This window comes from Kribbella antibiotica (genome assembly GCF_004349055.1).
Taxonomy (GTDB): Bacteria; Actinomycetota; Actinomycetes; order Propionibacteriales; family Kribbellaceae; genus Kribbella; species Kribbella antibiotica.
The window spans coordinates 67,372-92,530 of the sequence record NZ_SMKX01000006.1; the positions used below are offsets into that span (position 1 = coordinate 67,372).

Here is a 25,159-nt window from a genome sequence, read left to right on the forward strand (position 1 = left end):
CGGCGTGAGAAGTTAACGCTTCTTTCCGGTGAATTCACGTCAATCGACGATATTTCCCGAGCTCAGGAGGAACCGTGGCATCCGTATTCGAGCGTCCCGTCGGCCGTCGGCATCTCTTGCAGCTGGCGGGTGGGGTGGCAGCGGCCAGCACCCTGGCGGCGTGTGGTGGCAGCTCCTCCGGCGGCGGCGACGGCCGGTTGAAGGTGATCGGCGCGGGCAGTCAGGAGGCCGGTCTCCGCAAGGCGCTGACGGAGTACAAAGCGAAGAACGCCGACTTCGACTTCAACCTGTCCTTCTCACCCGCGGACCAGCTGCAGACAGCACTGCGGGCGCAACTGGCGGCGGGAAACGCCCCGGACCTGCACGCGGTCTACCCGGGTAACGGCAGCGCGATGTCGATGGTCCAGCTGAGCAAGGCGAAGCTGCTGGCGGACCTCAGCGACCAGGCCTGGACCCAGAAGATTCCCACCGGCTTCAAGGGCGCCTACCAGCAGGACGGCAAGACCTTCATCTTCTCGCCGGGCACCAGCGTGCTCGGCGCGATCTACAACAAGAAGGCTTTCGCCACCGCCGGCGTGCAGCCGCCGACGACCTGGAGCGAGCTGCTGACGGTCTGCGAAGCGCTGAAGAAGAAGGGCATCGTGCCGCTGGCCCTGGGCGCGCAGACTCCGTGGGTGACGCAGCTGATCAACTACGCCCTGGTTCCGGGCACGGTCTACGCCAAGCAGCCCGACTTCGACGACAAGATGGCGGCGGGCTCGGCGACGTTCGCGAGTTCCGGCTGGGCCGACGCGATGAACAAGTACCTGGAGCTGCAGAAGCGCGGGTTCTTCAACGACAACCCGAACGGTACGACGTACGAGCAGGCCACCTCGATGGTCGGCACCGGCAAGGCGGCGATGGCCGTCCAGGTCTCAGCCGTCCTGCAGGCCTACCGCGCGGCAGCGCCGTCGCCGGACGACCTCGGGATGTTCCCCTTCCCGGCGACCGACACGGTCGCGGACAACTGGATTCCCGGTGGCATCGTGGTCGGCCTCGCCGTCAGCGCGAAGAGCAAGAAGGCCGACCAGGCCCGCAAGTTCATCGAGTTCTGCGCCCAGCCGGACGTCGTCGGCGCCTGGGCCGAGGCCGTCGCCTGCGTTCCCCTGTACGCCGAGGGCCAGGCCAAGGTCGACCCGGTCCTGAAGCCGTTCCTGCCTTACCTCGCGGACAACAGGGCGGTGCCGTTCATGGACCAGCGCTGGCCGAACGCCGAGGTCCAGCCCACCCACTTCGCCGTCGTCCAGGAATTGCTCGGCGGGAAGACCACGGTCGACGGAGCCTTGAAGGAGATGGACGAGGCCTACCGGAAGTCCACTTGACGTCCTCCCCGTCCGTGAAGGATGGGGATTCCAACTACTACGCGGAGGTAGCGTGTTGAGGTTCACGCTTCAGCGAGATCTGTACCGGCGTCTCTCGGCGTGCACTGACGGCCCGTCCGGCCGCGATGTTGGTTGCCGCATTCACATCCGCATTCGACCGATGGCCGCAGGCTGCGCACCGGAAGACCGCTTGGCTCTCGCGGTTTTCCGGTGCACAGTGCCCGCAGACACTGCAAGTCTGGGACGTGTACGCAGCCTTCACTTTCTCGACCCGACCCGGCGCCTTGTGCTCCAATCGGGCCACCAACTGACCCCAGCAGTTGGCGAGGATGCCACGGTTGAGTCCTGCTTTTGCGCGGCTACGGTTCGGAAGATACTCGCCTGGTCGTTCGGGGTCGGGTTTAGGCCTGGGCCGTTTGGTCATCTGGGCGATGCGCAGGTCTTCCACTCGAATGATGTCGAATCGCCGCGCCAGGTCGGTGCTGGTCTTCTCTACCCAATCTTTGCGACGGTCACCGGCACGCCCGTACAGCTTGGCGATCGCTGTCTTCACTCGCTGACGCCGACCGGAGCCACGACGGCATCGGGGCAGGCGACGTTGCAGGTGTTTGAGGCGTTTCAGTTCGGTCTTCGACAGCCCTGGACACGACAGGAGTTCGCCGGTGGACAGCGCTGCCGAGACAGTGATGCCACGGTCAACGCCGACGACCCCACCCGTTCCGGATCCGGCGATCGGTGGCGGGATCGCAGCGAATGCGAGGTGCCAGCGGCCCATTCGGTCGCGAGCGACCCGGTACGACTTCGCGTCCGGAACGGCCCGGGACAGTCGGAATCGCACCCAGCCAACTTTCGGCACCTTGACCGAGGCCCATTTTCGGCTCAGCCTGACCACCCGCGATGCCTGCGGACCGACGATGCGGAACCCCTCGTTCAGCCCGGCTCTGCGCCAGGTCGGCCGCCCGTGGATCCTGGCATAGAAGTTACCGCGAGCTTGGTCGAAGTCGCGCAACGCCTGCTGCTGAACGGTTTGCGATCCGGCCCGCAGCCAGCCGAACGCAGCCCGAGCCTCAGTCAGCTGCCGGGCCTGCTCGACATAGCCAGGGGTCCGACCTTTGTCGCGGGTCCACATCGACCACTGCTCAAGAGCGAGGTTCCACACGTATCGGGCGTGCCCGCATTGTTCCAGCAGGGCAGATTCCTGCGCTGGAGTCGGGTACATCCGGAATCGGGCCATGCCACCTATCCAATCAGCCGGGACCGACAGTCCCCGGTTTATGCAAGGAAGCAGTCGCGGCTCCTCCCCACCACGCAAGGCGGGACCTTCCCACGACCCATCCGATGACAGCGACCGTTGCTCCACCGCCTGAGTCGGTACGACGAAACGCCGTACGAGGGAAGAAGGGGCGCGGCGGGATTGCGCCGCCCTGGTTCTTCGCCGTACCGGCGCTGCTGGTTTACGCACTGGTGATGCTCTACCCGAGCATCGTCGGCGCCGGGTCGGCGTTCACGGACTGGTCCGGCGTCGGGGAGCAACGGTCGTTCGTCGGTCTGGCGAACTTCAAGCAGCTGATCCACGACGACCAGGCCCTCGGCGCGCTCCGGAACACTCTGTTCCTGACGGTGGCGATCGTCGTTGTGCAGAACGGTCTCGGGCTGCTTCTGGCGCTCGGCGTGCACACCACCATCAAGAGCCGGATGCTGCTGCGGGTGATCTTCTTCGCGCCGGTAGTGGTCAGTCCGGTGATGGTGTCGTTCCTGTGGAAGTACGTCTACAACCCGGCGCCCGATGCGGGCCTCAACGCTGCGCTCGGGGCGGTCGGTCTCGGCTCGCTGCGGCAGGACTGGTTGGGGAACCCGTCGCTGGCCATCTGGTCGGTCGCCTTCACGGTGATCTGGCAATGTGCCGGCTATTCGATGGTGATCTTCCTGGCCGGGCTGGAAGGCGTGCCGCCGGAGCTGCACGAGTCGGCGATGGTGGACGGCGCCGGGACGGTGGCGCGGTTCCGGCACATCACCTGGCCGCTGCTGGCACCGGCCGTCACGATCAACGTGATGCTGTCCACTGTCGGCGGGCTGACGTTGTTCACCCAGATCATCGCGATGACGAACGGCGGTCCCGGCTACGCCACCGACACCTTGTCGACGGTGCTCTACAAACAGGCGTTCGTGTTCGGCAAGTTCGGCTACAGCACCGCGGTCGCACTGGTGCTGGCGGTCTTCGTCGCGGCGGTGTCGTTCATCCAGATCGGCTACCTGCGTTCGAGGGAGACGGCCGCATGAGGATGGCCTACCGGCCGCGCACCTTCGTCCTGGAGCTCGTGATGGTGGCCGTCGCGGTCGCCTTCCTGTTCCCTGTCTATGCCCTTGTGACGTTGGCGTTCAAGGATCCCGGGCAGATCGCGAATGCGCCGCTGTCGCCACCTAATCCGCCGTCGGTGGACAGCTTTGGGACGGCCTGGCAGTCGGCGTCTCTTGGCTCGGCACTGCTCAACAGCACCCTGATCACCGTGTCCAGTGTGCTGGCGCTGATCGTGCTCGGGTCGCTGGCGGCCTACTTCCTCGCGCGACGGGCCTCGCGGTTGAGCTACAGCCTCTACATCCTGTTCCTGGTCGGGATCATCCTGCCGTTCCAGCTCGGCATGATTCCGCTGTACCAACTCGTCAACGACCTCGGCCTGCTCGGTACCTACCAGGGCATGATCTTGTTCTACACCGGGATTCAGCTGCCCTTCACGGTGTTCCTCTACACCGGCTTCATCCGGTCGCTGCCTGCCGACTACACCCACGCGGCACTGATCGACGGAGCCTCGCATCTGCAGGCATTCCGCCATGTGATCTTCCCGCTGCTGCGACCGATCACCGGCACCGTGCTGATCCTCAACGCCGTCCACATCTGGAACGACTTCTTCACGCCCCTGCTCTACCTGGGCGGCTCCGGCCGGGAGACCGTGCCGGTCCGGATCTTTGCCTTCGTCAACGAATACACGTCCGACTACGGGCTGGTCGCGGCCGGTCTGGTGCTCGCCGCGCTGCCGATCCTGGTCGTCTTCCTGGTCCTGCAGCGCTACGTCATCCGCGGCTTCTCCAGTGGCCTGAAGGGATAACCGGTGAGCGAAAATCTGAGACCCGCAATGAGGCTGGCCCGCCGCCGGTTCCTGACTCTGACCGGCGCCGCCACCGCAGTGGCGTTCGGGACCAACCTGCCGGGCACGGCAGTCCGGACCGGGACCACTCCGTCCGGCGGACTGACCGGAAACCCCTTCACACTCGGCGTCGCGTCCGGTGATCCGCTGGCCGGCGCGGTGGTGATCTGGACCCGTCTGGCGCCTAAGCCATTCGAGCCGCTGGGCGGAGCGCCGTACAAGCCCGTTGGGGTCGACTGGCAGGTGGCGAAGGACGAGCACTTCCGGCAGGTCGTGCGGGCAGGCAGAGCCACGGCTCGGCCGGAGTTCGCGCACAGCGTGCATGTCGACGTACAGGGACTGCAGCCCGGCCGGCACTACTGGTACCGCTTCCGCGTCGATGGCTACCTCAGCCAGACCGGACGCACCCGTACGGCGCCCGCGCCCGGCCAGCGCGGTGGGCAGTTGACGCTCGGTGTGAGCTCCTGTCAGTCCTGGCCGGACGGCTACTACACAGCACAAGGGCATCTGGCGGACGAGGACGTCGACGCGGTGGTCTTCCTCGGCGACTACATCTACGAGTACGGCATCGCTGCGGCCGGCGGGCTGCGTAATCTGACCGATCCGGTCCCGGACCAGTTCCGCACCGAGGCTGACACGCTCGACCGCTACCGCCTGCAGTATGCGCTCTACAAGTCGGACCCGAACCTGCAGGCGGCACATCTGAACGCGCCCTGGATCACCACCTGGGACGACCACGAAGTACAGGACAACTACGCCGGGCTGACGTCCAAGAGCAACGCTCCGGTCGAGGACTTCCTGGTCCGCCGCGCCAACGCGTACCGCGCGTACTGGGAACACCTTCCGCTGCGCGGACCGGCTCCTCAGGGACCGGACTACATGCTGTACCGCCGCTTCACCTTCGGACGGCTCGCCGAGCTGAGTGTGCTGGACACTCGGCAGTACCGATCCGACCAGGCCAGCGGCGACGGCTGGAAGGCGGACTCCGATGCCCGCCGCGATCCGGCGCGGGTGCTGGCCGGTCAGCAGCAGACTCAGTGGTACCTGGCTGGTCTTCAGCATTCCCGGGCCACCTGGAACGTACTGGCCAACCAGGTGATCATGAGCCGGATGGATCTCGACCCGACCCCGGCGGACCTCTACAACATGGATGCCTGGGACGGCTACGGCGCCGAGCAGAAGGTGATGCTCGACGGTCTGGCCGCGAATCGACACCGCAACCCGGTCGTCGTGACCGGCGATGTGCACGCGGGCTACGCGATGGACATGAAGCGCGACTTCGCCGACCCTTCCTCCCAGACCTACGGCGTGGAGCTCGTGCCGACCTCCTTCAGCAGCGGCGGCAACGGCGTCGAGGTCTCGGCCAACGGCACGAAGTTCCTGGCCGCGAACCCGCACTTGAAGCTGGTCAACGAGAAACGGGGGTATTGCGTCCTTCGGTTCGACGAGCGAGAGCTCCACGTCGACTTCCGTGCGGTGCCGTACATCGACCGGCCTGGCGCTCCGGTCTCCACCGTTCATTCATTCGTGGTCGAGGCCGGTAACCCCGGTCTGAACACCGTGGCTGGGGAGGCGGTTCGATGAAGTCGCAGGGTGGATGGCGGACGTTCGTCGTACTGGGTGCCGTAGTGCTGGGGGCCGTAGCTCCCGTGGGCCCGGCCACGGCGGATCGATCCGTCCAACGCGGGTTGACCCTCGCGACTGACACCGCCCAGGTCGCCGTGACTCCGGCGCCCTGTTCGAAGGCAGGTTTCGAGCTGCGTTTCGGCAACAGCGGGAAGACCGCTGTGTACGCCGATGCCTTCCTCACTGCGGGTACGCCGTTGACCCTGTCGCGCAAGCTGGTGTCCAGCTATCTCCCGCCGGGCTACACGCTGAAGGTTCCGATCAGCGTCAACGCGCCACGGGGTACCGCGCCGGGCAGCTACTCGATCGAGATCACGGCAGGCGATCAGAAGCTCACACTGCCGGTACAGGTCGGTGAATCGCCGACCGGCACGACCGGCAACCTCGCCCGCTACGTGCCGGTCAGCGCGTCCAGCGAACATCTGCCGGTCTACCCGGCCTGCGGCGCAGTCGACGGTGATCGCGACTCCGAGCACTGGGCGAAGACCACCGGCTGGAACGACGCGACCAGAGGTAACTTCCCAGACTGGCTCCAGGTGACTTTCGACCAGCCGCAGAGCGTTGGCCGAGTCGATCTCTACACGCTCGACTCGAAGCAGTACCCGGCTGCTGCCTATGGCCTGAAGGACTGGGACGTACAGGCCAAGGTCGGTGGCTCCTGGCAGACCGTCGCCGAGGTGCGAGGCAACGCGGCGGGGCTCAAGAGCTCCACCTTCACCCCGGTGACGGCCACCGCAGTACGGATCCTCACGCTCGCGAGCAACGAAGGCCTGACCTACTCAAGAATCGTGGAGCTGGAGGCCTACGGGACCTAACGACCTGCGGACTGTGAGTGCCATGAGCGCGGCAAGAAAGCTGGCGACTAGCGCAACAGCGAAACCGGCATGCGGGCTGTTCGCGTCGACTACTCGACCGGCGAAGGCTGCGCCGAGGGCGATGCCTGCGGCGCTTCCTGAGTTCAGCCACGTGAAGGCTTGGGTCAGCACTGTTGGCTCTACCGACGACTCGGTCATCACTGCCGAGAGAGTCTGGTACGGCGCGACCGCCAGCCCTGGTAGCGCCAGGGCGATCCCAACCGCCCAGGGCGCGTTGACGACGAGCAGCGGAAGTGTCGTGACTGTCAGAACCGTTAGCAGCAAGACGAACTGGTTCTCTGCCGCCATGCGCCATCGCTTGGCGCCATAGACGACTCCGGCGAACAGACTGACCAGGCTGGTGATGCTGTAGAGCGGTCCGGCCAACGCCGGCGTTCCGCGCTCAACTGCGTAGGCGGTGACCGACACTTGCATGCTGCCGAAGAACAGTCCGACTCCGATGCTCGCGGCAACCAGGACTAGGAACCGCTTGTGCAGCAAGAGACTTGAGCTCACCTGCTGTCCACGCTGGACGGGAGGAGGCGCCGTACGACGCTGTGCGGCCAGTGCGAATCCGCCGGCCAGCACGAGTCCCGTGGCGATCAGTGAGCCGGCCACCGGACTCCACAGCGAACTGATCAGGCCGATCAGCGCCGGACCGACCAGGAAGGCAACTCCGATGCTCAGTGCCTCGAGTGCGAAGGCAGATGAGAGTAGCGGTGAGCCACGTAAGGCGTAGGACCAGCGGGCTGAGGTCTGCGCACCCAACTGCGGTAGTGACGCGCCTGCGAGGACACCTGCTGCGACCAGCGCCCAGAGTGGTGACTGCGACACCGTCAGGCTGACCAGCAGCCCGATCGTCAGCGCGTGGGTCAGCAGGATGATCGGCAGCGTTCGGGGCTGGCCGAAGCGGTCGATCAGCCGGGCGACCTGTGGGCCACCCACCGCCTCGGCGACGGCGAAACCACCCGTCACGGCCCCGGCGACGGCGTACGAGTTGGTGGATCCGTGGACCAGCCAGACGATGCCGAGGCCCGTCATGGCGATCCCGATGCGAGCCGGTGCGGCCGCTAGATAGAACTTCCATGCCCCAGGCGTTTGCAGTGCTTGGGCATAGCTGAGCCGTCCGGTGAGTGCCGGCACGGTAAGGCCTTCCGCTGCCCGTCGGGGCGGGGACAGACCGTGGGCGTCCTGCTTCACCGGTCCGTCGAATCCGCCTACAACCGTCCAGTGTTGGCAGGAAGTGGGGACGCACACCGCCTGCCGGCTCTGTCAACGGGCAGAAATCATCGTTTCAGATTGACGTGGTCAGCTTACCGTCTTTCAGCACCGGCACCGAGTGACTCTCGTCTATCTCCGCCGCGATCCGGACATCGTCGGGATATCCGTACTGCGTGAGCTCCCGCCCGCCGGCGCAGTCGTGCAGCAGCTTAGGCAGCTCGTCAGCCACGGCTTCGTACGCCGCTACGGCTGCTCGGGCCTCCGGTGACAGCCCATCTGACTGCAGAGCGCTCAGGAACCCGCCTGCACCCCACAGGTCCTCGACAGCCGGTCTGAGCGAGCCATCCGGCCACCGCTCTCCGGCGGCGATCGCCACGACCCTCAGACTCGGGTCGGCGGCCAGGCGCTCATTCGCCCACGCCGCCGCAGCCAACCGGTTACGGAGCGAGACTGCGATGACAGCGGCACCGCTATCGCTGAGCCGCTGCACGATGGTCGAGCCATTGGGTGACGGCAGCACGAGCCGGGTGACTCCGGTCGCCTGCCGGATGGTGGCCGGCGAGAGGCTCACGTCACCGGGGCCGGCTTCGGAACGGCCGACGGCGAGGTGAGCGTCGTACTGGCTGGCATAGGCGACGGCGGTCTCGTCACGCCAGCGATAGGGGTAGACGTCGATGCCGAGGTCGGCGGCGACGGTCACTGCTGTGGTGAAGGAGAGCACGTCGACGACGGCTACGAGGCCGCCGGCGACCGCGTCGGCTCCGACTGGACCCCAGTCGAAGCCGACGCGAAAACCGTGCTGGGAGTAAGGGCTGGCCATCCGGCGCATCCTGCCGCCCGGTGACCAGCCCGGCAACCCGGTTTAGGCGAGCGCGTCCGCGGCGGTGGCCGACGAGTCACGCAGGAAGGTCGTGCAGCGCTCGGCCTCCTCCGTCTCGCCGATGATGCCGGCTGCCTTGCCCAGGACGGCGAGGCAGCGGAGGAAGCCGCGGTTCGGCTCGTGCTCCCACGGGACCGGCCCGTGGCCCTTCCAGCCGTTGCGCCGGAGCGCGTCCAGGCCGCGGTGGTAGCCGGTGCGTGCGTAGGCGTAGGCCTCGATGGTGTTGCCGTTGGCGAGGGCCGCCTCGGCGAGGGTTCCCCAGGCCAGCGAGGAGGCGGGATAGGTGGCCGCGACCTCCACTGCGGGGGTCCCGGCGGCGAGTTCCGCCGCGGCCGGGTCCACTGGGAGTAGTGTCTCGGGTGGGCCTGAGAGCAGATTGTTCAATTCCATAAGCACATCTTCGCCGATCACGCCGCCGACTCGGCACGTGACCGTCTGACGAAATCCGTTGACCGTTCACCGAGTGGCCACGGATGCTTGAGATCTTGCGTCAAGACCGCCGTGGTTTCCAGCTACGGCCGGAAGGAGGCACCGGATGAGCGTCATCGTCCTGAACGCGTCGTATGAGCCCCTGCACACCGTGTCGATCCAGCACGCCATCCGGATGCTGGTCCGCGAGGTCGCAGTGGTCGAAGAGGCGCACGGAGAGCACTACATCGGCCCTTTTCCGGTCCCCAGAGTGCTACGCCTGGTCCGCTACGTCGTCACCCACTGGCGCTACGCCGCCGGCCGGATGAAGTACTCCAAACACGGCGTCCTCCGCCGCGACAAGTTCCGCTGCGCCTACTGCGGCCTCGAGAACGCCAACACCATGGACCACGTCCAACCCAGGTCCCGAGGCGGCCGCACCGAGTGGCTCAACGCGGTCGCCGCCCATGCCTCCTGCAACGAGCGCAAAGGCAACCGCACCCCCGGCGAGGCCAATATGCCCCTCCTTTGGCAACCCTGGGTACCAACCCGCGCCGAGCTCGTCATAGTCACATGACGGGCATTTTTTATGCCCTTTTCCAGGTCCTGGCGCCACCACCAGGTCGAGATCACCACTGTCGCTGATCGCCCACACTTGGCCGGCGCCGCCCTGGACGCCGGCCCCTGGCCGGAGTTCATGCGCCACAACCGCGTCTCCGAGGCCTACTTCCAGCGCACCCTCACTGCCTTCCCCTCCACCTGCCTGATCGCCACCACCCCCGATGGGCAGGTCGTCGGGGATGCTCACGCTGTCCAGCTCGCCCGCCGTACCGAGTTGCCGAGCGGCGGCTGGGAGCAGACCGTCGTCTGGGCCTTCGCGGACCTCCAACGCGGTGTACGTCCCGACACGACCTGCGCCCTCAACATCAGCGTCGCTCACCACTTCCAAGGCCAAGGCCTGGCCGCTGCGCTGCTGTCCGCACTCCGCGATGCGGCCGCCGATCTGGGACACCAAGCTCTGCTTGCCCCCGTCCGTCCGAGCCAGAAGGCGGCCGAGCCGTGGACCCCACTGGCCGAGTACGCCGCTCGGACGCGACCAGACGGCTTGCCCTTTGACGCCTGGCTCCGGACGCATGTCCGTGCGGGTGGAGAGGTGGTCAGAGTCGCACCGGCGTCCTGGGTGGTGACGGGATCACTCAACGAGTGGCGTCGCTGGACAGGGCTGCCGTTCGGCGAAAGCGGTGAGATCGAGGTACAGGGTGGACTGGTGCCGGTTCGGTGTGAGGTTGCCGAGGATCGGGCGGTGTACGTCGAGCCGAATGTCTGGGTTCTCCACAGGTTGTAAATCGTCGCGAGATCGGGTGGCTGACTGCTGCACCTTCTTGGTATGAATCCTCAACTTGCAGTGATGGCCAGCCTTCGGGGTGGGGTGTTTCGCCGGGCCGATGCCCGGGCTTGTGGGTATGACGACGCGGATATCGACTATTTGCTGGCGACCGGCGGGTGGCGGCGGATCCGGCGCGGGACGTATGCGGAGCAGCGGGCGCTGGCGGTGGTGACGCCGGAGGTGTTGTATCTGCGGCGGGTGCATCGGGTGCTGCAGGCGACTGGTGGTGAGGTGTTTGCCAGCCATCAGTCGGCGGCTGCGCTGCATGCGTTGCCGGTGTGGGGGTTGGATCTGTCGACCGTGCATGTGACGGCTCCGGGCGGGCGTCAGGGGCAGGTCGGCAGTGTGCACCGGCACATCCGCGATCCGGTCGGGCCTGGCGTGCTGGTGTGGAACAAGTTGCCAATGGTGTCCGCGGCCCGGTCGGTGGCCGAGGTGGCGGCGACGGCCTCGACCATGCCGGCCATCGCCCTGGCGGACGCCGCTCTGTACGCCGGGCTTGCCACCAAACGCACCTTGCGTCGAGCCGCCGGTTTCCTCCCGTACGGCGCCGATCGTGCGCTCGCGGTGTTCACACACTGCCGCGGTTCGGCGTCGGTGGCGGAGTCGCGGCTGCGGTTCATCCTCGGCACGGCCGGGCTGCCGGAGCCGACAACTGTCCTGCCACCGGATATCGACGTACCGGAGTCGGAGGCGGCGTTGTGGTTCCCGGAGCAGCGCACGTTGGTGGAGTTCGAGCCGCACCGTCCGTACTGGTTCGTGGAGTCCGAGGAGGAGGTCGAGCCGGCCGAGCCCGTGCCCACGGCCGACGGCCCACCGCCGGTTGAGCGGTGCTGGATCACGTGGGCCGACCTCGACCACCCGCAATCCGTGCTCGACCGCATCACGAGCACGTTCACCCGGGCGGCGCGGCGGACCGACATCCGGCATGTGGACTTCGCCCGGATGTGACCGAGGGGCCCATCGCCGCAGCGATGAGCCCCTCAGAAAGACCAGACCTAGTGAAGAAAACCCAGTCCTGGAAGGAGAAACGTGATGTCAGGCGTTCAGCGAGGTGCCGGTGGAGCGGAGGCTCTCGCAGGCTTCCTTGATCCGGTCGGCCATGCCGGCCTCGGCGGCCTTGCCCCAGGCGCGCGGGTCGTAGGCCTTCTTGTTGCCGACCTCACCGTCGACCTTCAGGACACCGTCGTAGTTGCTGAAGATGTGCGCGGCGACCGGACGGGTGAAGGCGTACTGCGTGTCGGTGTCGACATTCATCTTGATGACACCGTGGTCGACCGCGGCCCGGATCTCTTCCAGGGTCGAGCCGGAGCCGCCGTGGAAGACCAGGTCGAACGGGCGGTCCTTGCCGATCTTGGCGCCGACCGCGTCCTGGATCTCCTTCAGGATCTCCGGGCGCAGCTTGACCGAGCCGGGCTTGTAGACGCCGTGCACGTTGCCGAAGGTCAGCGCGGTCAGGTAGCGACCGTGCTCACCGGCGCCCAGGGCCTCGACCGTCGCCAGGCCGTCCTCGACCGTGGTGTAGAGCTTGTCGTTGATCTCGTTGGCGACACCGTCTTCCTCGCCACCGACAACCCCGACCTCGATCTCCAGCACGATCTTCGCCGCGGCGGCCTTGGCCAGCAGGTCCTTGGCGATCTCGAGGTTCTCGTCCAGCGGCACGGCCGAGCCGTCCCACATGTGGGACTGGAACAGCGGGTTCTCGCCACGGGCGACGCGCTCGGCGGAGATCTCCAGCAGCGGCCGGACGAAGCCGTCCAGCTTGTCCTTGGGGCAGTGGTCGGTGTGCAGCGCGATGTTCACCGGGAAGTTCTTGGCGACCTCGTGCGCGTAGGCCGCCAGCGCGACCGAACCGGTGACCATGTTCTTCACCGTGGAGCCGGACAGGTACTCCGCGCCGCCGGTGGAGACCTGGACGATGCCGTCCGAGCCCGCCTCGGCGAAACCGCGCAGGGCGGCGATCAGCGTCTGCGAGGAGCTGACGTTGATGGCCGGGTAGGCGAAGCGGTTCTGCTTGGCCTTGTCCAGCATCTCTGCGTAGACCTCAGGGGTGGCAATAGGCATGTCTCGCGGTACTCCTCACAACAAAGTTCCTGTGTGTTGAGCTCCAGTATTGCCGCCGAGCACTTCGTCGTGCCCGGTGGCCCTGCTGCCGACCGGCCAGGTGACCGGGGAGCAAACGGCAGCAGAACAGACCAGTTGGTGACAGGACCGGTCCAGTATGTGTCAGGCCGATCCGGTTCGGGGGCCGCGCGGCGTGAGCGCCATGTGCAGCCGGTAGCGGTCGGCCCGGTAGGCCGACCAGGACAGCTCGACGACCTTGCGGCCGGCGAAAGTGGTGCGCTCGAGGACCAGCAGGGGTGCCCGCCTGGCCACGCCGAGGACCCGGGCGACATGACCGTCGGCGTTGTCCGCCCGGACGGTCTGCTCGCCGGAGGTGACGACAACGTCGTACTCACTGGCAAAAACGTCGTACAGCGTGCCGAGCTCACGGCCGAGCAGGCCGGGGAAGAGCGCGGACGGATAGAAGCCGACCTCGTAGGCCATCGGCGACGCGTCGGCCGTGCGCAGCCGCTCGACCCGGATCACCTTGGTGCCCTTGGGGACCCGTAAACCCTTCGCAGTCTCGTCGGAGGCCTCGATCTCGGTGGCCGAGAGCACCACCGTGCCGGGCTCCAGACCCCGCGCCCGCATCTCCCGGGAGAACGAGGTGAGGTGCAGCTGGGAGTCGACCTGCGGGCCGGTGACGAAGGTGCCCTTACCGTGCACCCGCTCCAGCGCGCCGGATTCGACCAGGTCGCTGATCGCCTGCCGCACGGTCACCCGGGAGACGTTCAGCTTGTCCACCAGGGCCCGCTCCGAGGGGATCGGGTCCCCGGGATGCAGCTCGACATCGATCAGTCGTTCCAGCACCGATCGGACCTGAGCCCGCTTCGTCGCCACCATCGAATCTCGATCCTCCAGACCTGGGCGGGACTCGGGGGTGCCCCGGGACGCCGCTCACTGCTATCGTGCGCAGCATACCTGTTAAGACCAGATAGGACCAGTGATCGTAGTGGTGTCTGTTCCCGCCCCGGAAACCCAGATGGCGCGCGAGATCGCCGAGCAACCGGCCGCGTTGGCCGCGACGTTCGAGCATGTTCTCCCGCTGCGGCACGACATCACGCGGCTTGCCGCGGGTCGCCGCAACGTCATCTTCGTGGCCCGGGGATCGTCCGACAACGCCAGTGTGTACGGCCGCTATCTGACCGAGATCCACGCGGGCCGCCAGGCCGCGCTGGCCGCTCCGTCGGTCGCGACGCTGTACGGCGCCAACCTCGACCTCTCGAACTCGCTGGTCGTGGCGGTGAGCCAGTCCGGTGCGACCCAGGAGATCGTCGAAGCCGCGGAGTGGGCCAAGCGCAACGGCGCAGCCGTCGTGGGCATCACCAACGACGGCGACAGTGCGCTCGCCTCGACCGTTGATATCGCGCTGATCACCCAGGCCGGTAAGGAACTCGCCGTCCCGGCGACCAAGTCCTACACCACGCAACTGGCCGCGATCACGGTCGCTGTCGACGCCCTCGCGCAGAAGCCGGGCACGCTGGACGCCGACATCGCCCGCGTCGCAGACGCAGCCGCGAAGATGCTCGAGGGTTCGGTCGAGGAGGCCGCCGCGCTGCTCGCCGGTGCGCACGACGTCCTCGCCAGCGGCCGCGGCCTGACCTTCGGCACCACGCTCGAGGTCGCGCTCAAGCTGGAGGAGACCTGCCTCCAGCCGGTCCGCGGTCTCTCGTACGCCGACCTCAAGCACGGGCCGATCGCGGTCGTCGACGCCGACCTGGTCACGATCCTGGTCGCGGCCGGCGAAGGCCCGGCCCTGCCCGGGATGACCGAGCTGGCCGGACTCGTCCGCGAGAAGGGCAGCAAGATCCTCGGTATCGGCGGCGACCCCGCCTTCGCCTCCCGGTGCGACGTGAACCTGCCCGGCCCGGATCTCCCCGAGACCCTGGCCCCGCTGGCGCTCATCATCCCGGCCCAGCGCGCGATCGAGGCCCTGGCCCGCAAGCTCGGCCTGGACCCCGACGCCCCCCGTGGGCTGCGAAAGGTCACCCAGACCGATTAATTCGGGACAGATTTCAGTAGCGGACAGCTCTTGTCCTCTTCTGCTGTGAAAGTAGAGACATCAGAACAGCACGAGAAGGATGTGGGCAGATGTTGCGAGGCATGGCGACGGTGAGTTTCTACGCGGACGACGTGAAGGCGGCGCGGGACTGGTACGCGGAGCTTCTCGGGGTCGAGGCGTACTTCGCGGTTCCGACCGCCGAGGACCCGCAGTACGTCGAGTTCCGGATCGGCGACTTCCAGGCCGAGCTCGGCATCATCAACGCGAAGTTCGCCCCGCACACCGTGGGCGGCGGACCGGCCGGTTCGATCCTCTACTGGCACGTGGACAACCTCGAGGAGTCGCTCGCCCGGCTGATCGAACTCGGCGCGACGCTCGTCGAGGAGATCACCGAGCGCGGCCAGGACACCGGCTTCATCACGGCCTCCGTCACGGACCCGTTCGGCAACGTGATCGGCATCATGAACAACCCGCACTACCTGGAGATCTTCGAGTCGACTCGCTCCTGAACTGACCCCCCGAGGCCCATGCCCGCTGACGAAAGTCAGCCGGTGTGGGCCTCGTCGTATGTCTGCTGCGCCGTGAGGATCGTCGGCATGCTCGTCGTCAGGTAGGCGATCAGATCCAGCAACTTCCCCGCCAGTACGGCGCCAGTCGGCGTCAGGCTGTACTCGACCTTCAGCGGGAACGTCGACTGCACATCCCGCAGCACCAGCCCGTCCCGCTCCAGCGCCTGCAGGGACTGAGCCAGCATCTTCTGGCTGACCCCGTCGACATGCCGGCGGAGCTCATTGAAGCGCATTGGACCATCGGCCAGCGCTCCGAGCGCCAGCGCTCCCCAGCGGCCGGTCACATCCTCGAGCACCGGGCGCGACGGGCATGCGGAGGAGAACACGTCGCACTCGATGTCCTCGCTCACCTGTCCAGTGTAGGTCGGGAACAGGTACCAGTTACTTGAGCGTTGTAGTATCTCGTGGTAAGCAGTATCCATCAGAAACTACAGGAGCTCGTGAGAGCTCCAGAGGAGACAGAGCATGGCGATCGATCGGCGTTCCCTGATCAAGAACAGCGGTGCGGTGGGCTTCGGGGCCTTGGCCCTGGCTGCGGTGAACAACGGCACCGCACTCGCGCACTCCGACTACCCGGCGAACCTGTCCGCCACCGAGCGCCGGCACCTGCGGATCTTCGACGAGCTCGACTTCGAGGTCTTCACCGGCCAGAAGTGGAACCGGCTGGACGAGAGTCACGCCCGCAACATCCGCGTGCACTGGCCGGACGGGCACACCACCGACGGCATCGACAAGCACATCGCAGACCTGAAGGCGATGTTCGTCTGGGCGCCGGACACCCGGATCCTGCAGCACCCGCTCCGGCTCGCAACCAACGAACTGACCGCGGTCACCGGAATCATGGAGGGCACCTTCACCCGGCCCATGCCCGACGGCAAGGGCGGCTTCATCAAGCCCACCAACAAGCCCTACAAGATCTCCATGGCCACCGTCGGCATCTGGAACCGCCGCAACACCATGGACGAGGAGTACCTCTTCTGGGACAACCAGTCTTTCTACGCCCAGATCGGCCTCGGCTGACCCACCGCGCGGGCGGCGTCCGGCACGGCTCAGGAGCCGGACGCCACCACGGTCTCGGCATACGAGCTGCATCGCTCACATCGGGTGAGCAGATCGTGCCGGCAGTCGACCACGTGCCCGAGGAATTTCTCTGCCTGCTCGAACTGCTTGCGTTGCGCCCGGATTCGATGGAGCCGACGCTCGATCACTCCGATTCGGTCGGGCTCGGTTCGGTTCAGGACCTGCCGGATCTCCGGGAGACTCATCCCGACGCCCTGGCAGGCCTGCAGAACGCGCAAGCGGTAGACGTGATCCTCGGAGTACTCGCGGTGCCCTGTCGGCGAGCGGTCGGGAACGACGACACCTGAGTCGTCCCAATGCCTGAGCACATGGGTTGCGACCCCGAGCCTGCGAGCGACCTCGCCGATTCTCACGGGGTCATCATCGCAGCTTGCCTTCAGGCCGACCTGAAGTTCTAGCGTCGCCACATGGACCAGACCCAGCTGCCAGAGCCTGTCCACGTCACGATCGGCGGGACGGCCGTCGCGACGTACATGCTGTTGCCGGCGGCACCGTCGAAGGGCGACGTCGTGCTGTGCCACGGCACCCCGTGGTCTGCTCAGGTGTGGGCAGAAGTGGCCCGGCAGCTGAGCTCCAGTCATCGGGTATTCCTCTGGGACATGCCCGGCTACGGCCGCTCAGCGAAGGACGTACCAGTCGATCTTCCCGCTCAGATGACTCGGTTCGCGGCGTTGCTCTCGCGCTGGGGCTTGGATCGGCCACATGTCGTTGCCCACGACATCGGCGGTGCCGTAGCTCTCGGGGCTCACCTGATCCACGGCGCCCAGTACGCCGACCTGTTCCTCTGGGACGTCGTGACCCTCGCCCCCTGGGGATCGCCCTTCTTTCGCTTGGTCGCGGACCACTCCGACGTGTTCGCCGAACTCCCGGCTGCGCTCCATACGGTGTTGGTGAAGGAGTACATCGCAGGGGCGGCACGTCACCGGCTACCCACCGCACAGGTGGACGCATTGGCCCAGCCCTGGCTGGGAGCGACGGGCCAACCGGCCTTCTACCGACAGATCGCCGCGCTGCGCCCCGATCACACTCGGCCAGTCGAAGAACAACTCTCAGAGGTGCGCTGCCCGGTGCGCATCGGCTGGGGCGCCGATGATCCCTGGCTCCCGGTGGATCAAGCGCTCAAACTGCAGGCCCTCCTCCCCGGAGCTCCCTCCGTGGTCACACTGAACGACGTGGGGCACTTGCCGCCCATCGAAGACCCCTCGGCGGTCTCACTCGCTCTCAGCGAGTGGCTCGCCCAAACTCACTGAAGCAGCGCAGGACGGCCCATCAGAGGTGGCCGCGGTGCTTGAGGGCGGTGGTGATGTGGTCGGCGGCGCACAACACATGCGGGAGGACCTCTTCACAGAGGGACTCTGGGGTTGAGCGGGAGGCGTGGGCGGAGACATTGAGGGCGGCTACGACTCGGCCGCGGGAGTTGTAGATGGGGGCGGCGAGGGAGCGGAGGCCTAGCTCGAGCTCTTGGTCGACCAGCGCGTAGCCGTCGGCGCGCGCCTGGTCGACGGCTGCCCGCAGCAGCGAGGCAGAGGTGACCGTGCGGGGAGTGAGTTGCTCGGTCTGCATGTTGGCGAGGTAAACGTCGAGCTCTGATGAGGAGAGGCCGGCCAGGAGGACGCGGCCCATCGATGTCGGGTAGGCGGGGAGTCGCGCGCCTACGCCGAGCGCCACGGTCATGATGCGGCTGGTCGGGACACGGGCGACGTACACGATGTCGGGGAGGTCGAGCGTCGCGATCGAGCAGGACTCGCGGGTCGCTGCGCTCAGCTCCTCCATGTAGGGACCGGCCAGCTCGCCAAGATCCAGCGAGGACAGGTAGGCCCAGCCGAGGGCGAGCACGCGTGGCGTCAGTGAGAACTGGCGGCCGTCGGTGCGCACATAGCCGAGCTGCTCCAGCGTGAGCAGGATCCGCCGCGCGGTCGCCGGCGTGAGGCCGACATCGCGCGCTACCTCGCTCAGCGTCAGCGAGGGAGCCTGCGCGGAGAACGCGCGGATCACCGCAAGCCCACGCTCGAGCCCTTGCAGGAAGGTCCCACTGGACGCTTCACCGGCCATCGGCTAGCCTACTTTTCGTTGAAAGAAGAATTTTTCGCTCAGCGAAATCATAGTGGAGCCGCGCATGCCCCGTCCAGTCCCCCTCGACGAAGCGATAGCGACGCACGTCCACGACGGTGACACCGTCGCGCTCGAGGGCTTCACCCACCTGATCCCGTTCGCCGCCGCGCACGAGATCGCCCGCCAGGGCCGTCGGCACCTGAAGCTCGTCCGGATGACGCCCGACGTCGTCTACGACCAGCTGATCGGGCTCGGCGTCGCGGACGAACTGATTTTCTCGTACGGCGGCAATCCCGGCGTCGGCTCGTTGCACCGGCTGCGCGATGCCGTGGAGAAGCACTGGCCGCACAAGGTGGTCGTCCACGAACACAGCCACGCGGGTCTTGCGAACGCGTATGTCGCCGGTGCCGGCCGACTGCCTTTCGCCGTACTGCGGGGCTACCGCGGCACGGATCTTGAGCAGCAGAGCGACATCATCAGCCGGGTCACCTGCCCATTCACCGGCGAGGAGCTGGCCGCCGTACGGGCTGTGAATCCGGACGTGACCGTCATCCACGCTCAGCTCGCAGACCGCGCAGGCAACGTGATGCTTTGGGGTCTGACCGGGGTTCAGCGGGAGGCGGTCCTTGCGGCCGACCGGGCGATCGTCACGGTCGAGGAGATCGTTGACGAGTTCCCGGAACGCACCGGTGCCGTGATTCTTCCGGAGTGGGTGCTGAAGGCGGTGAGCGTCGTACCGAATGGCGCCTGGCCGTCGTATGCACTCGGTTATTCGACGAGGGACAACGACTTCTACCAGCAATGGGATGCAGTGTCGCGGGATCGCGGCGCCTTCCTCGCCTGGGCCAAGGAGAACGGACTGGAGGCGGCTGCAGATGCCTGAGAACTGGAACAGCGCGGACATGATGAACGTCGCCGCCGCCCGCGAACTGCATGACGGCAACGTCTGCCTGGTCGGGGTCGGCCCGCCCAACCTCGCTGCGAATCTGGCCCGCCACACGCACGCACCGGACTGCCGTCTCGTCTACGAATCGGGTGCGATCGATGCGAAGCCACGCCGGTTGCCGCTGTCGATCGGGGACGACGACCTGGCCGCGACCGCGACCTCGGTCGTTTCCGTGCCGGAGATGTTCAACTACTGGGTCGGCGCCGGCCGGATCGATGTCGGCTTCCTCGGTGCCGCGCAGATCGACAAATTCGGGAACATCAACACGACCGTGATCGGCGACCATGACAACCCGAAGACGCGGTTGCCGGGTGCCGGTGGCGCGCCGGAGATCGCGGCCAACGCCGGTCGGGTGATCGTGATCGTCAAGCAGTCAACGCGAACGTTCGTGGAGAAGGTCGACTTCGTCACCTCGGTCGGTTATGGACCTACGGGTCGTGAGCGGCAGGCTCCCGGCGCCGGTCCGACGCTCGTCATCACCGACCACGGCGTCCTCGAGCCGGACCCGGAGACGAACGAATTGACGATGACGCGGCTGCATCCTGGCGTCACGGTCGAGCAGGCCCGCGCCGCCACGGGGTGGGATCTGAAGTTCGCCGCCGACATCCAAAGTGTTCCGGAACCCACCGAGACCGAGCTGGACATGCTGCGCCGACTGCGCGCCCGCGAGGTTATCGATGCCTAAGGCAACAGAATACCGCGAGTGGGGTGGCTGGGAATGATCGAAGCGTTCGCCCATACGTCGTACGCCGGACGAGTGGTCTTCGGACCGGGCAGCCTGCACCAGGTCGCCGCCGAGGTCGAGCTGCTCGGCATCCGGCGAGCGCTCGTCATCGCCACCGGTTCCGCAGGGCAGGCAGCCGGCGAAGTCCAAGCAGGGTTGAAAGAACGCTTCGCCGGACGCATCGACGGCGTCCGGCAGCACGTCCCGACCGAAGTCGCTCAAGCGGCCCGCACCAAAGCCCAAGAAGTCCAGGCAGACGGCATCATCGCGATCGGCGGTGGATCGGCCATCGGGTTGGCCAAGGCAATCGCCCTCACGGCAGACGTGCAGATCGTGGCGGTACCGACGACCTACGCCGGGTCCGAAATGACACCGGTCTGGGGTGAGACCAGCGGCGGCAGCAAGACCACCGGCACCGATGTGACAGTGCTGCCGAAGACGGTCGTGTACGACGCCCAGCTCACTCTCGGCCTCCCCCTCAACGTGACTGCGGCGAGCGTCGCCAACGCACTCGCGCATTGTGTGGAAGCCGTGTGGACGGAGAAGGCGAATCCGATCACCGAAACCACCGCCGTCGAGGCCGCCCGCGCTCTCAGCATCGGCCTTAAGCAGGTGATCCAGAGCCCCGCCGACGTAGCCGCCCGAGGCAACCTCCTGTACGGCGCCTGCCTAGCCGGATCCGCACTGGCTTCCGCAGGGACCGGCGTACATCACAAGCTCTGTCACCTCCTAGGTGGCACCTACAACCTGCCGCACGCAGAGACCCACGCGGCGGTCCTCCCCCAGGTCACGCGAGTCAAAGCCGTCGAAGTCCCCCGGGCCAAAGCCCGCCTGGAGGAAGCCCTCCAGACCGACGACCTGGCGACCGGTCTGTTCGACCTGTTCGAGGCAGCGAAAGTTCCAACCAGCCTGCAAGCGCTCGGGCTGACGCGGGAGCAGGCCGTCGAGGCCGCGCACCGCTTCCCCGGCGATGTGGAAGAGATTCTGACGAAAGCGTGGGCCGGTACCAGGCCCTGAAGGAGCAGCAGCATGAGATCGGCCTATTTGCTGGACGCCGTCCGCACCCCGGTCGGCAAACTCGGCGGTGCCCTGGCCGGCGCCCGCCCCGATGACCTCGCCGCCGCCACTCTCCAAGAGCTGGCCAAGCGCACAGACTTCGACCCCGCGGAGCTAGACGACGTCTTCCTCGGCAACGCGAACGGCGCCGGCGAAGAGAACCGCGACGTCGCCCGCATGGCCGCCCTACTGGCCGGGTTCCCCACCAACGTCCCCGGTACGACGGTCAATCGCCTGTGCGGGTCTGGTCTGGAAGCCGCGATCCAGGCCGCTCGCGCGATCGAAACCGGCGATGCCAGCCTGGTGATTGCCGGCGGCGTGGAGTCGATGAGTCGTGCCCCTTGGGTGCTTCCGAAGCCCGACCGGGCCTACCCGCATGGCGGCCTCACTGCCGAGTCGACCTCGCTGGGCTGGCGTTTCATCAACCCGCGGATGCCGAAGGAGTGGACAGTCTCACTCGGTGAGGCCACTGAGCAGCTCGCCGAGAAGTACGGCATCACGCGGGAAGCGCAAGACCTCTTCGCCCTGGAGAGCCACGAGAAGGCGGCCAAGGCCTGGGCAGCCGGTGCTTTCGACGACGAGGTGCTGCCCTGGGAGCGCCTCGCTGAGATCCTCCCCAAGAAACACACCGTGCTGACGCGCGACGAGTCGATCCGCGACGGCAGCACCCCGGAACTGATGGCGAAACTCAAGCCCGCCTTCCGCGACAACGGCACTGTCACCGCCGGCAACGCATCCACGTTGAACGACGGGGCGTCCGCCGTACTGATTGCTGATGAAGCGACGGCAGACCGCCTAGGAAAACCAAAACTGGCGAGAATCGTCAGCCGGGCGGTGCACGGCGTGGAGCCGCAGTACTTCGGCATCGGCCCGGTCGAAGCCGCCAACAAGGCGCTGGCCAAGGCCGGGATCGGCTGGAACGACCTCACCCTGGTCGAGCTCAACGAGGCGTACGCCGCCCAGAGCCTGGCCTGCCTCAGCCAATGGCCCGACCTCGACCCCACAAAGGTCAACGTGAACGGCGGAGCGATCGCCCTCGGACACCCCCTCGGCAGCTCCGGCACGCGCATTCTCACCACCCTCGCGCACGAGTTGAAGCGGCGCGGCGGCGGCTACGGACTGGCCACCCTCTGCATCGGCGTCGGGCAGGGGCTGGCCATGGTGATCGAGGCATGAAAGGTAGCGCAATGGACCTGCAGGGAGATGCTCTGACGGACGCGGTGGTGGCCAGCTTCGACGGAAGCATGGAGCCGCGCACCGCAGAGGTGATGAAGGCACTCGTGCGGCATCTGCACGCGTTCGCGCACGAGGTCGACCTCACCGAGGACGAGTACTTCACCGCGATCGACTTCCTGACCCGGACCGGCCAGATCTCGAACGACAAGCGGCAGGAGTTCGTTCTGCTCGCCGATGTCCTCGGGCTGTCGATGCTGACTGTGGGGCTGGGAAATCCAGCCCAGGACGGGGCAACGGAGTCGACGGTCTTCGGGCCGTTCTTCGTCGAGGGATCACCCGAGGTGAAGAACGGCGACGACCTCGCGAACGGCGCTCCTGGCCTGCCGTGCCTGGTGAGCGGCCGGGTCCTGGACACCAAGGGTGAGCCGATCGAGGGCGCGACCGTGGAGACCTGGCAGGCCGACGAGGACGGTTTCTACGACGTCCAGAAAGACGGCCTGACCGGACCGCAGAATCGCGGCCACCTGACAACCGATGCCGACGGCAACTATTCGTTCTGGGCAGTCAAGCCGGTCGCCTACCCGATCCCGGTCGACGGACCTGTCGGCGAGCTGCTCCGTGCCGGCGGCCGTGGCTGGATGCGGCCCGCGCACATTCACTTCATGGTCACCGCACCCGGATACCACCGGCTCATCACCCATGTGTTCGAAAAAGATGACCCCTACCTGGATCAAGACGCGGTCTTCGGCGTCAAGGACTCCCTGGTCACCGAGTTCACCGAACATCCCGATGGCCACTACTCCGTGAACTACGACCTGGTACTCGCCGAGGAGTCGCGATGATCACCACCGACGTACTGATCGTCGGCAGCGGCCCGGCTGGTGGCGCCGCCTCGCTGTTCCTGTCGACGTACGGCATCGACAACATCGTGCTCACCCGCTACGGCTGGACCGCCAACACTCCGCGCGCCCACATCACCAACCAGCGCACGGTTGAGCTGATGCGCGACATGGGCATCGAGGACCAGATCACCGGCAAGGGCACCGCGCATCATCTGATGGGCCAGACCGCGTTCTGCACCAGCCTGGCCGGCGAAGAGATCGGCCGAATCCGTACGTGGGGAACGCATCCGCGCCGGCTCGCCGACTACACCGAAGCGAGCCCAACGCTGCCGATCGACCTCCCACAGACGCTCTTCGAGCCGATCCTCGTCAGTACGGCGGCCTCCCGCGGGGCGAAGGTTCGTTTCAACACCGAGTACCTGTCGCTCGAGCAGGACGACGACGGTGTGACCGCGACTGTCCGCGACCGGCTCAGCGGCGAGACCTACCAGATCCGCGCGAAGTACTTGATCGGCGCGGATGGCGGTCGCAGCAAGGTCGCGCAGGACATCGGGCTCCCGATGGCCGGGTCGATGGACATCGAAGGCTCGATGAACATCGTCTTCGAGGCCGATCTCTCGAAGTACGTCGCGCATCGGCCGAGCGTCCTCTACTGGGTGCTCCAACCAGGCGCGCAGATCGGCGGCATCGGAGCCGGCCTGATCCGGATGGTCCGCCCGTGGAACGAATGGCTGATCGTCTGGGGCTACGACATCACGCAGCCCGCGCCTGTGGTGGACGAGGCGATGGCGACCGAGATCGTGCACAACCTGGTGGGTGACAACACGATCGACGTGAAGCTGAAGGGCACCTCGGTCTGGAGCGTCAACCACATGTACGCCGAGAAAGCGTCGAGTGGCCGGGTGTTCTGCATGGGCGATGCGATTCACCGGCATCCGCCGAGCAACGGTCTCGGCTCGAACACCTCGATCCAGGACGCGTACAACCTGGCCTGGAAACTCGCACATGTCCTCAAGGGCCAGGCGTCGCCCGACCTACTGAAGACCTACGACGACGAGCGGACTCCGATCGCGCAGCAGATCGTGGATCGGGCCAACAAGAGCCGCACCCAGTTCGGCCAGATCTTCAAGGCGCTGGGCATGACTCCGGATGCGCCGGAAGGCCGCACGATCGACTCCCGGAAGGACGACACCCCGGAAGGCATTGCCCAGCGCGAAGAACTGCGCGCTGCGATCGAGCTCAAGGACTACGAGTTCAATGCGCACGGCGTCGAACTCGGTCAGCGCTACCGATCGAGCGCGGTCGTCACCGACGGTACGCCGGAGCCGCCATACGAGCGGGATGCGGAGCTCTACTACCACCCGACTACCTGGCCGGGCGCGCGGATTCCACATGCGTGGTTGAGCGGCCACGAAGGGACCGTGAGCACGCTCGACGTCGTCGGCAAGGGCCGGTTCACCCTGCTCACCGGGATCGGTGGCGAGGCCTGGGTCAAGGCAGCACAATCCGTCGCGGAGCAACTCGGCGTACCGATCGAGCCGTTCGTGATCGGCCCCGGCCGTGAACTCGAGGACCTGTACGGCGATTGGTCGCGGGCGCGCGAGATCCCGGACCGCGGCTGCCTGCTGGTCCGCCCGGACGCGCACATCGCCTTCCGCGCGTCCGAGCTACCTGCCGACCCCACCGAAACCCTGCAACAGGCCGTCAGCCAACTGCTAGGCCGCTAACG

At 66.7% G+C, this 25,159-nt stretch carries 27 protein-coding genes; 18 read left to right on the forward strand and 9 right to left on the reverse strand.

The genetic code is table 11. The annotated features are described in order from the left end of the window. The first annotated feature begins 74 nt into the window (after positions 1-74). A complete protein-coding gene (locus E1263_RS03525) occupies positions 75-1,361 on the forward strand; it encodes an ABC transporter substrate-binding protein (protein ID WP_132165278.1) in 1,287 nt (428 codons plus the stop codon). Between the two features lie 37 nt (positions 1,362-1,398). Here E1263_RS03525 and E1263_RS03530 read toward each other — a convergent pair whose 3' ends face one another. After that, a complete protein-coding gene (locus tag E1263_RS03530; protein WP_132165280.1) occupies positions 1,399-2,595 on the reverse strand; it encodes an RNA-guided endonuclease InsQ/TnpB family protein in 1,197 nt (398 codons plus the stop codon). A gap of 104 nt (positions 2,596-2,699) precedes the next feature. On the opposite strand from E1263_RS03530, the gene E1263_RS03535 reads away from it, so the two are divergent. The 4 genes from E1263_RS03535 to E1263_RS03550 are packed head-to-tail and all read left to right on the forward strand — an operon-like array spanning position 2,700 to position 6,945. Then, entirely contained in the window at positions 2,700-3,641 is a 942-nt protein-coding gene (locus E1263_RS03535; RefSeq protein WP_132165281.1) for a carbohydrate ABC transporter permease, read from the forward strand. Next, a complete protein-coding gene (locus tag E1263_RS03540) occupies positions 3,638-4,465 on the forward strand; it encodes a carbohydrate ABC transporter permease (RefSeq protein ID WP_132165283.1) in 828 nt (275 codons plus the stop codon). The genes E1263_RS03535 and E1263_RS03540 overlap by 4 nt, the downstream gene beginning before the upstream one ends. Positions 4,466-4,468: 3 nt before the next feature. After that, positions 4,469-6,088, forward strand: a complete 1,620-nt coding sequence (locus E1263_RS03545) for an alkaline phosphatase D family protein (RefSeq protein WP_202868707.1) — start codon at positions 4,469-4,471, stop codon at positions 6,086-6,088. Next, positions 6,085-6,945: a discoidin domain-containing protein gene (locus E1263_RS03550; protein ID WP_132165285.1), complete on the forward strand. Its 861-nt coding sequence runs from the start codon at positions 6,085-6,087 to the stop codon at positions 6,943-6,945. The genes E1263_RS03545 and E1263_RS03550 overlap by 4 nt, the downstream gene beginning before the upstream one ends. On the opposite strand, the gene E1263_RS03555 is transcribed toward E1263_RS03550, so the two are convergent. The 3 genes from E1263_RS03555 to E1263_RS03565 form a co-directional block, all read right to left on the reverse strand. Further along, positions 6,910-8,127 carry an MFS transporter gene (locus E1263_RS03555; protein WP_132165287.1) on the reverse strand — a complete coding sequence of 406 codons (1,218 nt, stop codon included), beginning with the start codon at positions 8,125-8,127 and terminating at the stop codon, positions 6,910-6,912. The two genes, E1263_RS03550 and E1263_RS03555, sit on opposite strands and share 36 nt — an antisense overlap. A 151-nt stretch (positions 8,128-8,278) precedes the next feature. Further along, on the reverse strand, positions 8,279-9,025 hold the full coding sequence (locus E1263_RS03560; protein WP_132165289.1) for a 2-phosphosulfolactate phosphatase: 747 nt from the start codon (positions 9,023-9,025) through the stop codon (positions 8,279-8,281). A 42-nt stretch (positions 9,026-9,067) separates the two neighbouring features. Further along, the gene (locus E1263_RS03565) at positions 9,068-9,475 is read right to left on the reverse strand and encodes a DUF3151 domain-containing protein (protein WP_132165291.1); all 408 of its coding nucleotides are present in this window, start codon (positions 9,473-9,475) and stop codon (positions 9,068-9,070) included. A gap of 145 nt (positions 9,476-9,620) precedes the next feature. Between E1263_RS03565 and E1263_RS03570 the strand changes: the two genes are divergently transcribed. The 3 genes from E1263_RS03570 to E1263_RS03580 are packed head-to-tail and all read left to right on the forward strand — an operon-like array spanning position 9,621 to position 11,831. Further along, entirely contained in the window at positions 9,621-10,070 is a 450-nt protein-coding gene (locus E1263_RS03570) for an HNH endonuclease (RefSeq protein ID WP_132165293.1), read from the forward strand. A gap of 12 nt (positions 10,071-10,082) precedes the next feature. After that, a complete protein-coding gene (locus tag E1263_RS03575) occupies positions 10,083-10,838 on the forward strand; it encodes a GNAT family N-acetyltransferase (protein ID WP_132165295.1) in 756 nt (251 codons plus the stop codon). 42 nt (positions 10,839-10,880) lie between these two features. Then, on the forward strand, positions 10,881-11,831 hold the full coding sequence (locus E1263_RS03580) for a type IV toxin-antitoxin system AbiEi family antitoxin domain-containing protein (RefSeq protein WP_238161055.1): 951 nt from the start codon (positions 10,881-10,883) through the stop codon (positions 11,829-11,831). Between the two features lie 87 nt (positions 11,832-11,918). Here the strand turns inward: E1263_RS03580 and fbaA are convergent, their stop codons facing one another. Together fbaA and E1263_RS03590 are read right to left on the reverse strand one after the other, a co-directional pair. Continuing rightward, positions 11,919-12,944 carry a class II fructose-bisphosphate aldolase gene (gene fbaA / locus E1263_RS03585; protein ID WP_132165297.1) on the reverse strand — a complete coding sequence of 342 codons (1,026 nt, stop codon included), beginning with the start codon at positions 12,942-12,944 and terminating at the stop codon, positions 11,919-11,921. Positions 12,945-13,106: 162 nt separating this feature from the next. Then, entirely contained in the window at positions 13,107-13,826 is a 720-nt protein-coding gene (locus E1263_RS03590) for a GntR family transcriptional regulator (RefSeq protein WP_132165299.1), read from the reverse strand. Positions 13,827-13,938: 112 nt separating this feature from the next. Between E1263_RS03590 and E1263_RS03595 the strand changes: the two genes are divergently transcribed. Beyond that, complete coding sequence (locus E1263_RS03595) at positions 13,939-14,985, forward strand: SIS domain-containing protein (RefSeq protein WP_238161056.1); 1,047 nt, start codon at positions 13,939-13,941, stop codon at positions 14,983-14,985. Positions 14,986-15,074: 89 nt separating this feature from the next. Further along, complete coding sequence (locus E1263_RS03600) at positions 15,075-15,494, forward strand: VOC family protein (protein WP_132165301.1); 420 nt, start codon at positions 15,075-15,077, stop codon at positions 15,492-15,494. Between the two features lie 35 nt (positions 15,495-15,529). On the opposite strand, the gene E1263_RS03605 is transcribed toward E1263_RS03600, so the two are convergent. Then, on the reverse strand, positions 15,530-15,904 hold the full coding sequence (locus E1263_RS03605; protein ID WP_238161057.1) for a winged helix-turn-helix transcriptional regulator: 375 nt from the start codon (positions 15,902-15,904) through the stop codon (positions 15,530-15,532). Positions 15,905-16,019: 115 nt separating this feature from the next. Between E1263_RS03605 and E1263_RS03610 the strand changes: the two genes are divergently transcribed. Beyond that, on the forward strand, positions 16,020-16,574 hold the full coding sequence (locus tag E1263_RS03610) for an ester cyclase (protein ID WP_132165305.1): 555 nt from the start codon (positions 16,020-16,022) through the stop codon (positions 16,572-16,574). Positions 16,575-16,603: 29 nt separating this feature from the next. Here the strand turns inward: E1263_RS03610 and E1263_RS03615 are convergent, their stop codons facing one another. After that, positions 16,604-16,987: a MerR family transcriptional regulator gene (locus E1263_RS03615; RefSeq protein ID WP_132165307.1), complete on the reverse strand. Its 384-nt coding sequence runs from the start codon at positions 16,985-16,987 to the stop codon at positions 16,604-16,606. Between the two features lie 54 nt (positions 16,988-17,041). Between E1263_RS03615 and E1263_RS03620 the strand changes: the two genes are divergently transcribed. Next, positions 17,042-17,884: an alpha/beta fold hydrolase gene (locus E1263_RS03620; RefSeq protein ID WP_132165309.1), complete on the forward strand. Its 843-nt coding sequence runs from the start codon at positions 17,042-17,044 to the stop codon at positions 17,882-17,884. 19 nt (positions 17,885-17,903) lie between these two features. Here E1263_RS03620 and E1263_RS03625 read toward each other — a convergent pair whose 3' ends face one another. Then, positions 17,904-18,686: an IclR family transcriptional regulator domain-containing protein gene (locus E1263_RS03625; RefSeq protein ID WP_132165311.1), complete on the reverse strand. Its 783-nt coding sequence runs from the start codon at positions 18,684-18,686 to the stop codon at positions 17,904-17,906. A 64-nt stretch (positions 18,687-18,750) separates the two neighbouring features. On the opposite strand from E1263_RS03625, the gene E1263_RS03630 reads away from it, so the two are divergent. Genes E1263_RS03630 through E1263_RS03655 form a run of 6 tightly spaced genes read left to right on the forward strand, consistent with a single transcriptional unit; the run spans position 18,751 to position 25,157 of the window. Then, on the forward strand, positions 18,751-19,569 hold the full coding sequence (locus E1263_RS03630; protein WP_132165313.1) for a CoA transferase subunit A: 819 nt from the start codon (positions 18,751-18,753) through the stop codon (positions 19,567-19,569). Further along, positions 19,562-20,317 (forward strand): CoA-transferase subunit beta, encoded by a 756-nt coding sequence (locus E1263_RS03635; RefSeq protein ID WP_132165315.1) that lies wholly within the window; start codon positions 19,562-19,564, stop codon positions 20,315-20,317. The genes E1263_RS03630 and E1263_RS03635 overlap by 8 nt, the downstream gene beginning before the upstream one ends. Positions 20,318-20,350: 33 nt before the next feature. Continuing rightward, complete coding sequence (locus tag E1263_RS03640) at positions 20,351-21,373, forward strand: maleylacetate reductase (protein ID WP_132165317.1); 1,023 nt, start codon at positions 20,351-20,353, stop codon at positions 21,371-21,373. Positions 21,374-21,385: 12 nt separating this feature from the next. Then, positions 21,386-22,588 carry a thiolase family protein gene (locus E1263_RS03645; RefSeq protein WP_132165319.1) on the forward strand — a complete coding sequence of 401 codons (1,203 nt, stop codon included), beginning with the start codon at positions 21,386-21,388 and terminating at the stop codon, positions 22,586-22,588. An 11-nt stretch (positions 22,589-22,599) separates the two neighbouring features. Further along, positions 22,600-23,430 carry an intradiol ring-cleavage dioxygenase gene (locus tag E1263_RS03650; RefSeq protein WP_132165321.1) on the forward strand — a complete coding sequence of 277 codons (831 nt, stop codon included), beginning with the start codon at positions 22,600-22,602 and terminating at the stop codon, positions 23,428-23,430. Then, positions 23,427-25,157 (forward strand): FAD-dependent oxidoreductase, encoded by a 1,731-nt coding sequence (locus E1263_RS03655; RefSeq protein WP_132165323.1) that lies wholly within the window; start codon positions 23,427-23,429, stop codon positions 25,155-25,157. Before E1263_RS03650 ends, E1263_RS03655 begins: the two co-directional genes overlap by 4 nt. The last annotated feature ends 2 nt before the right edge of the window (positions 25,158-25,159 follow it).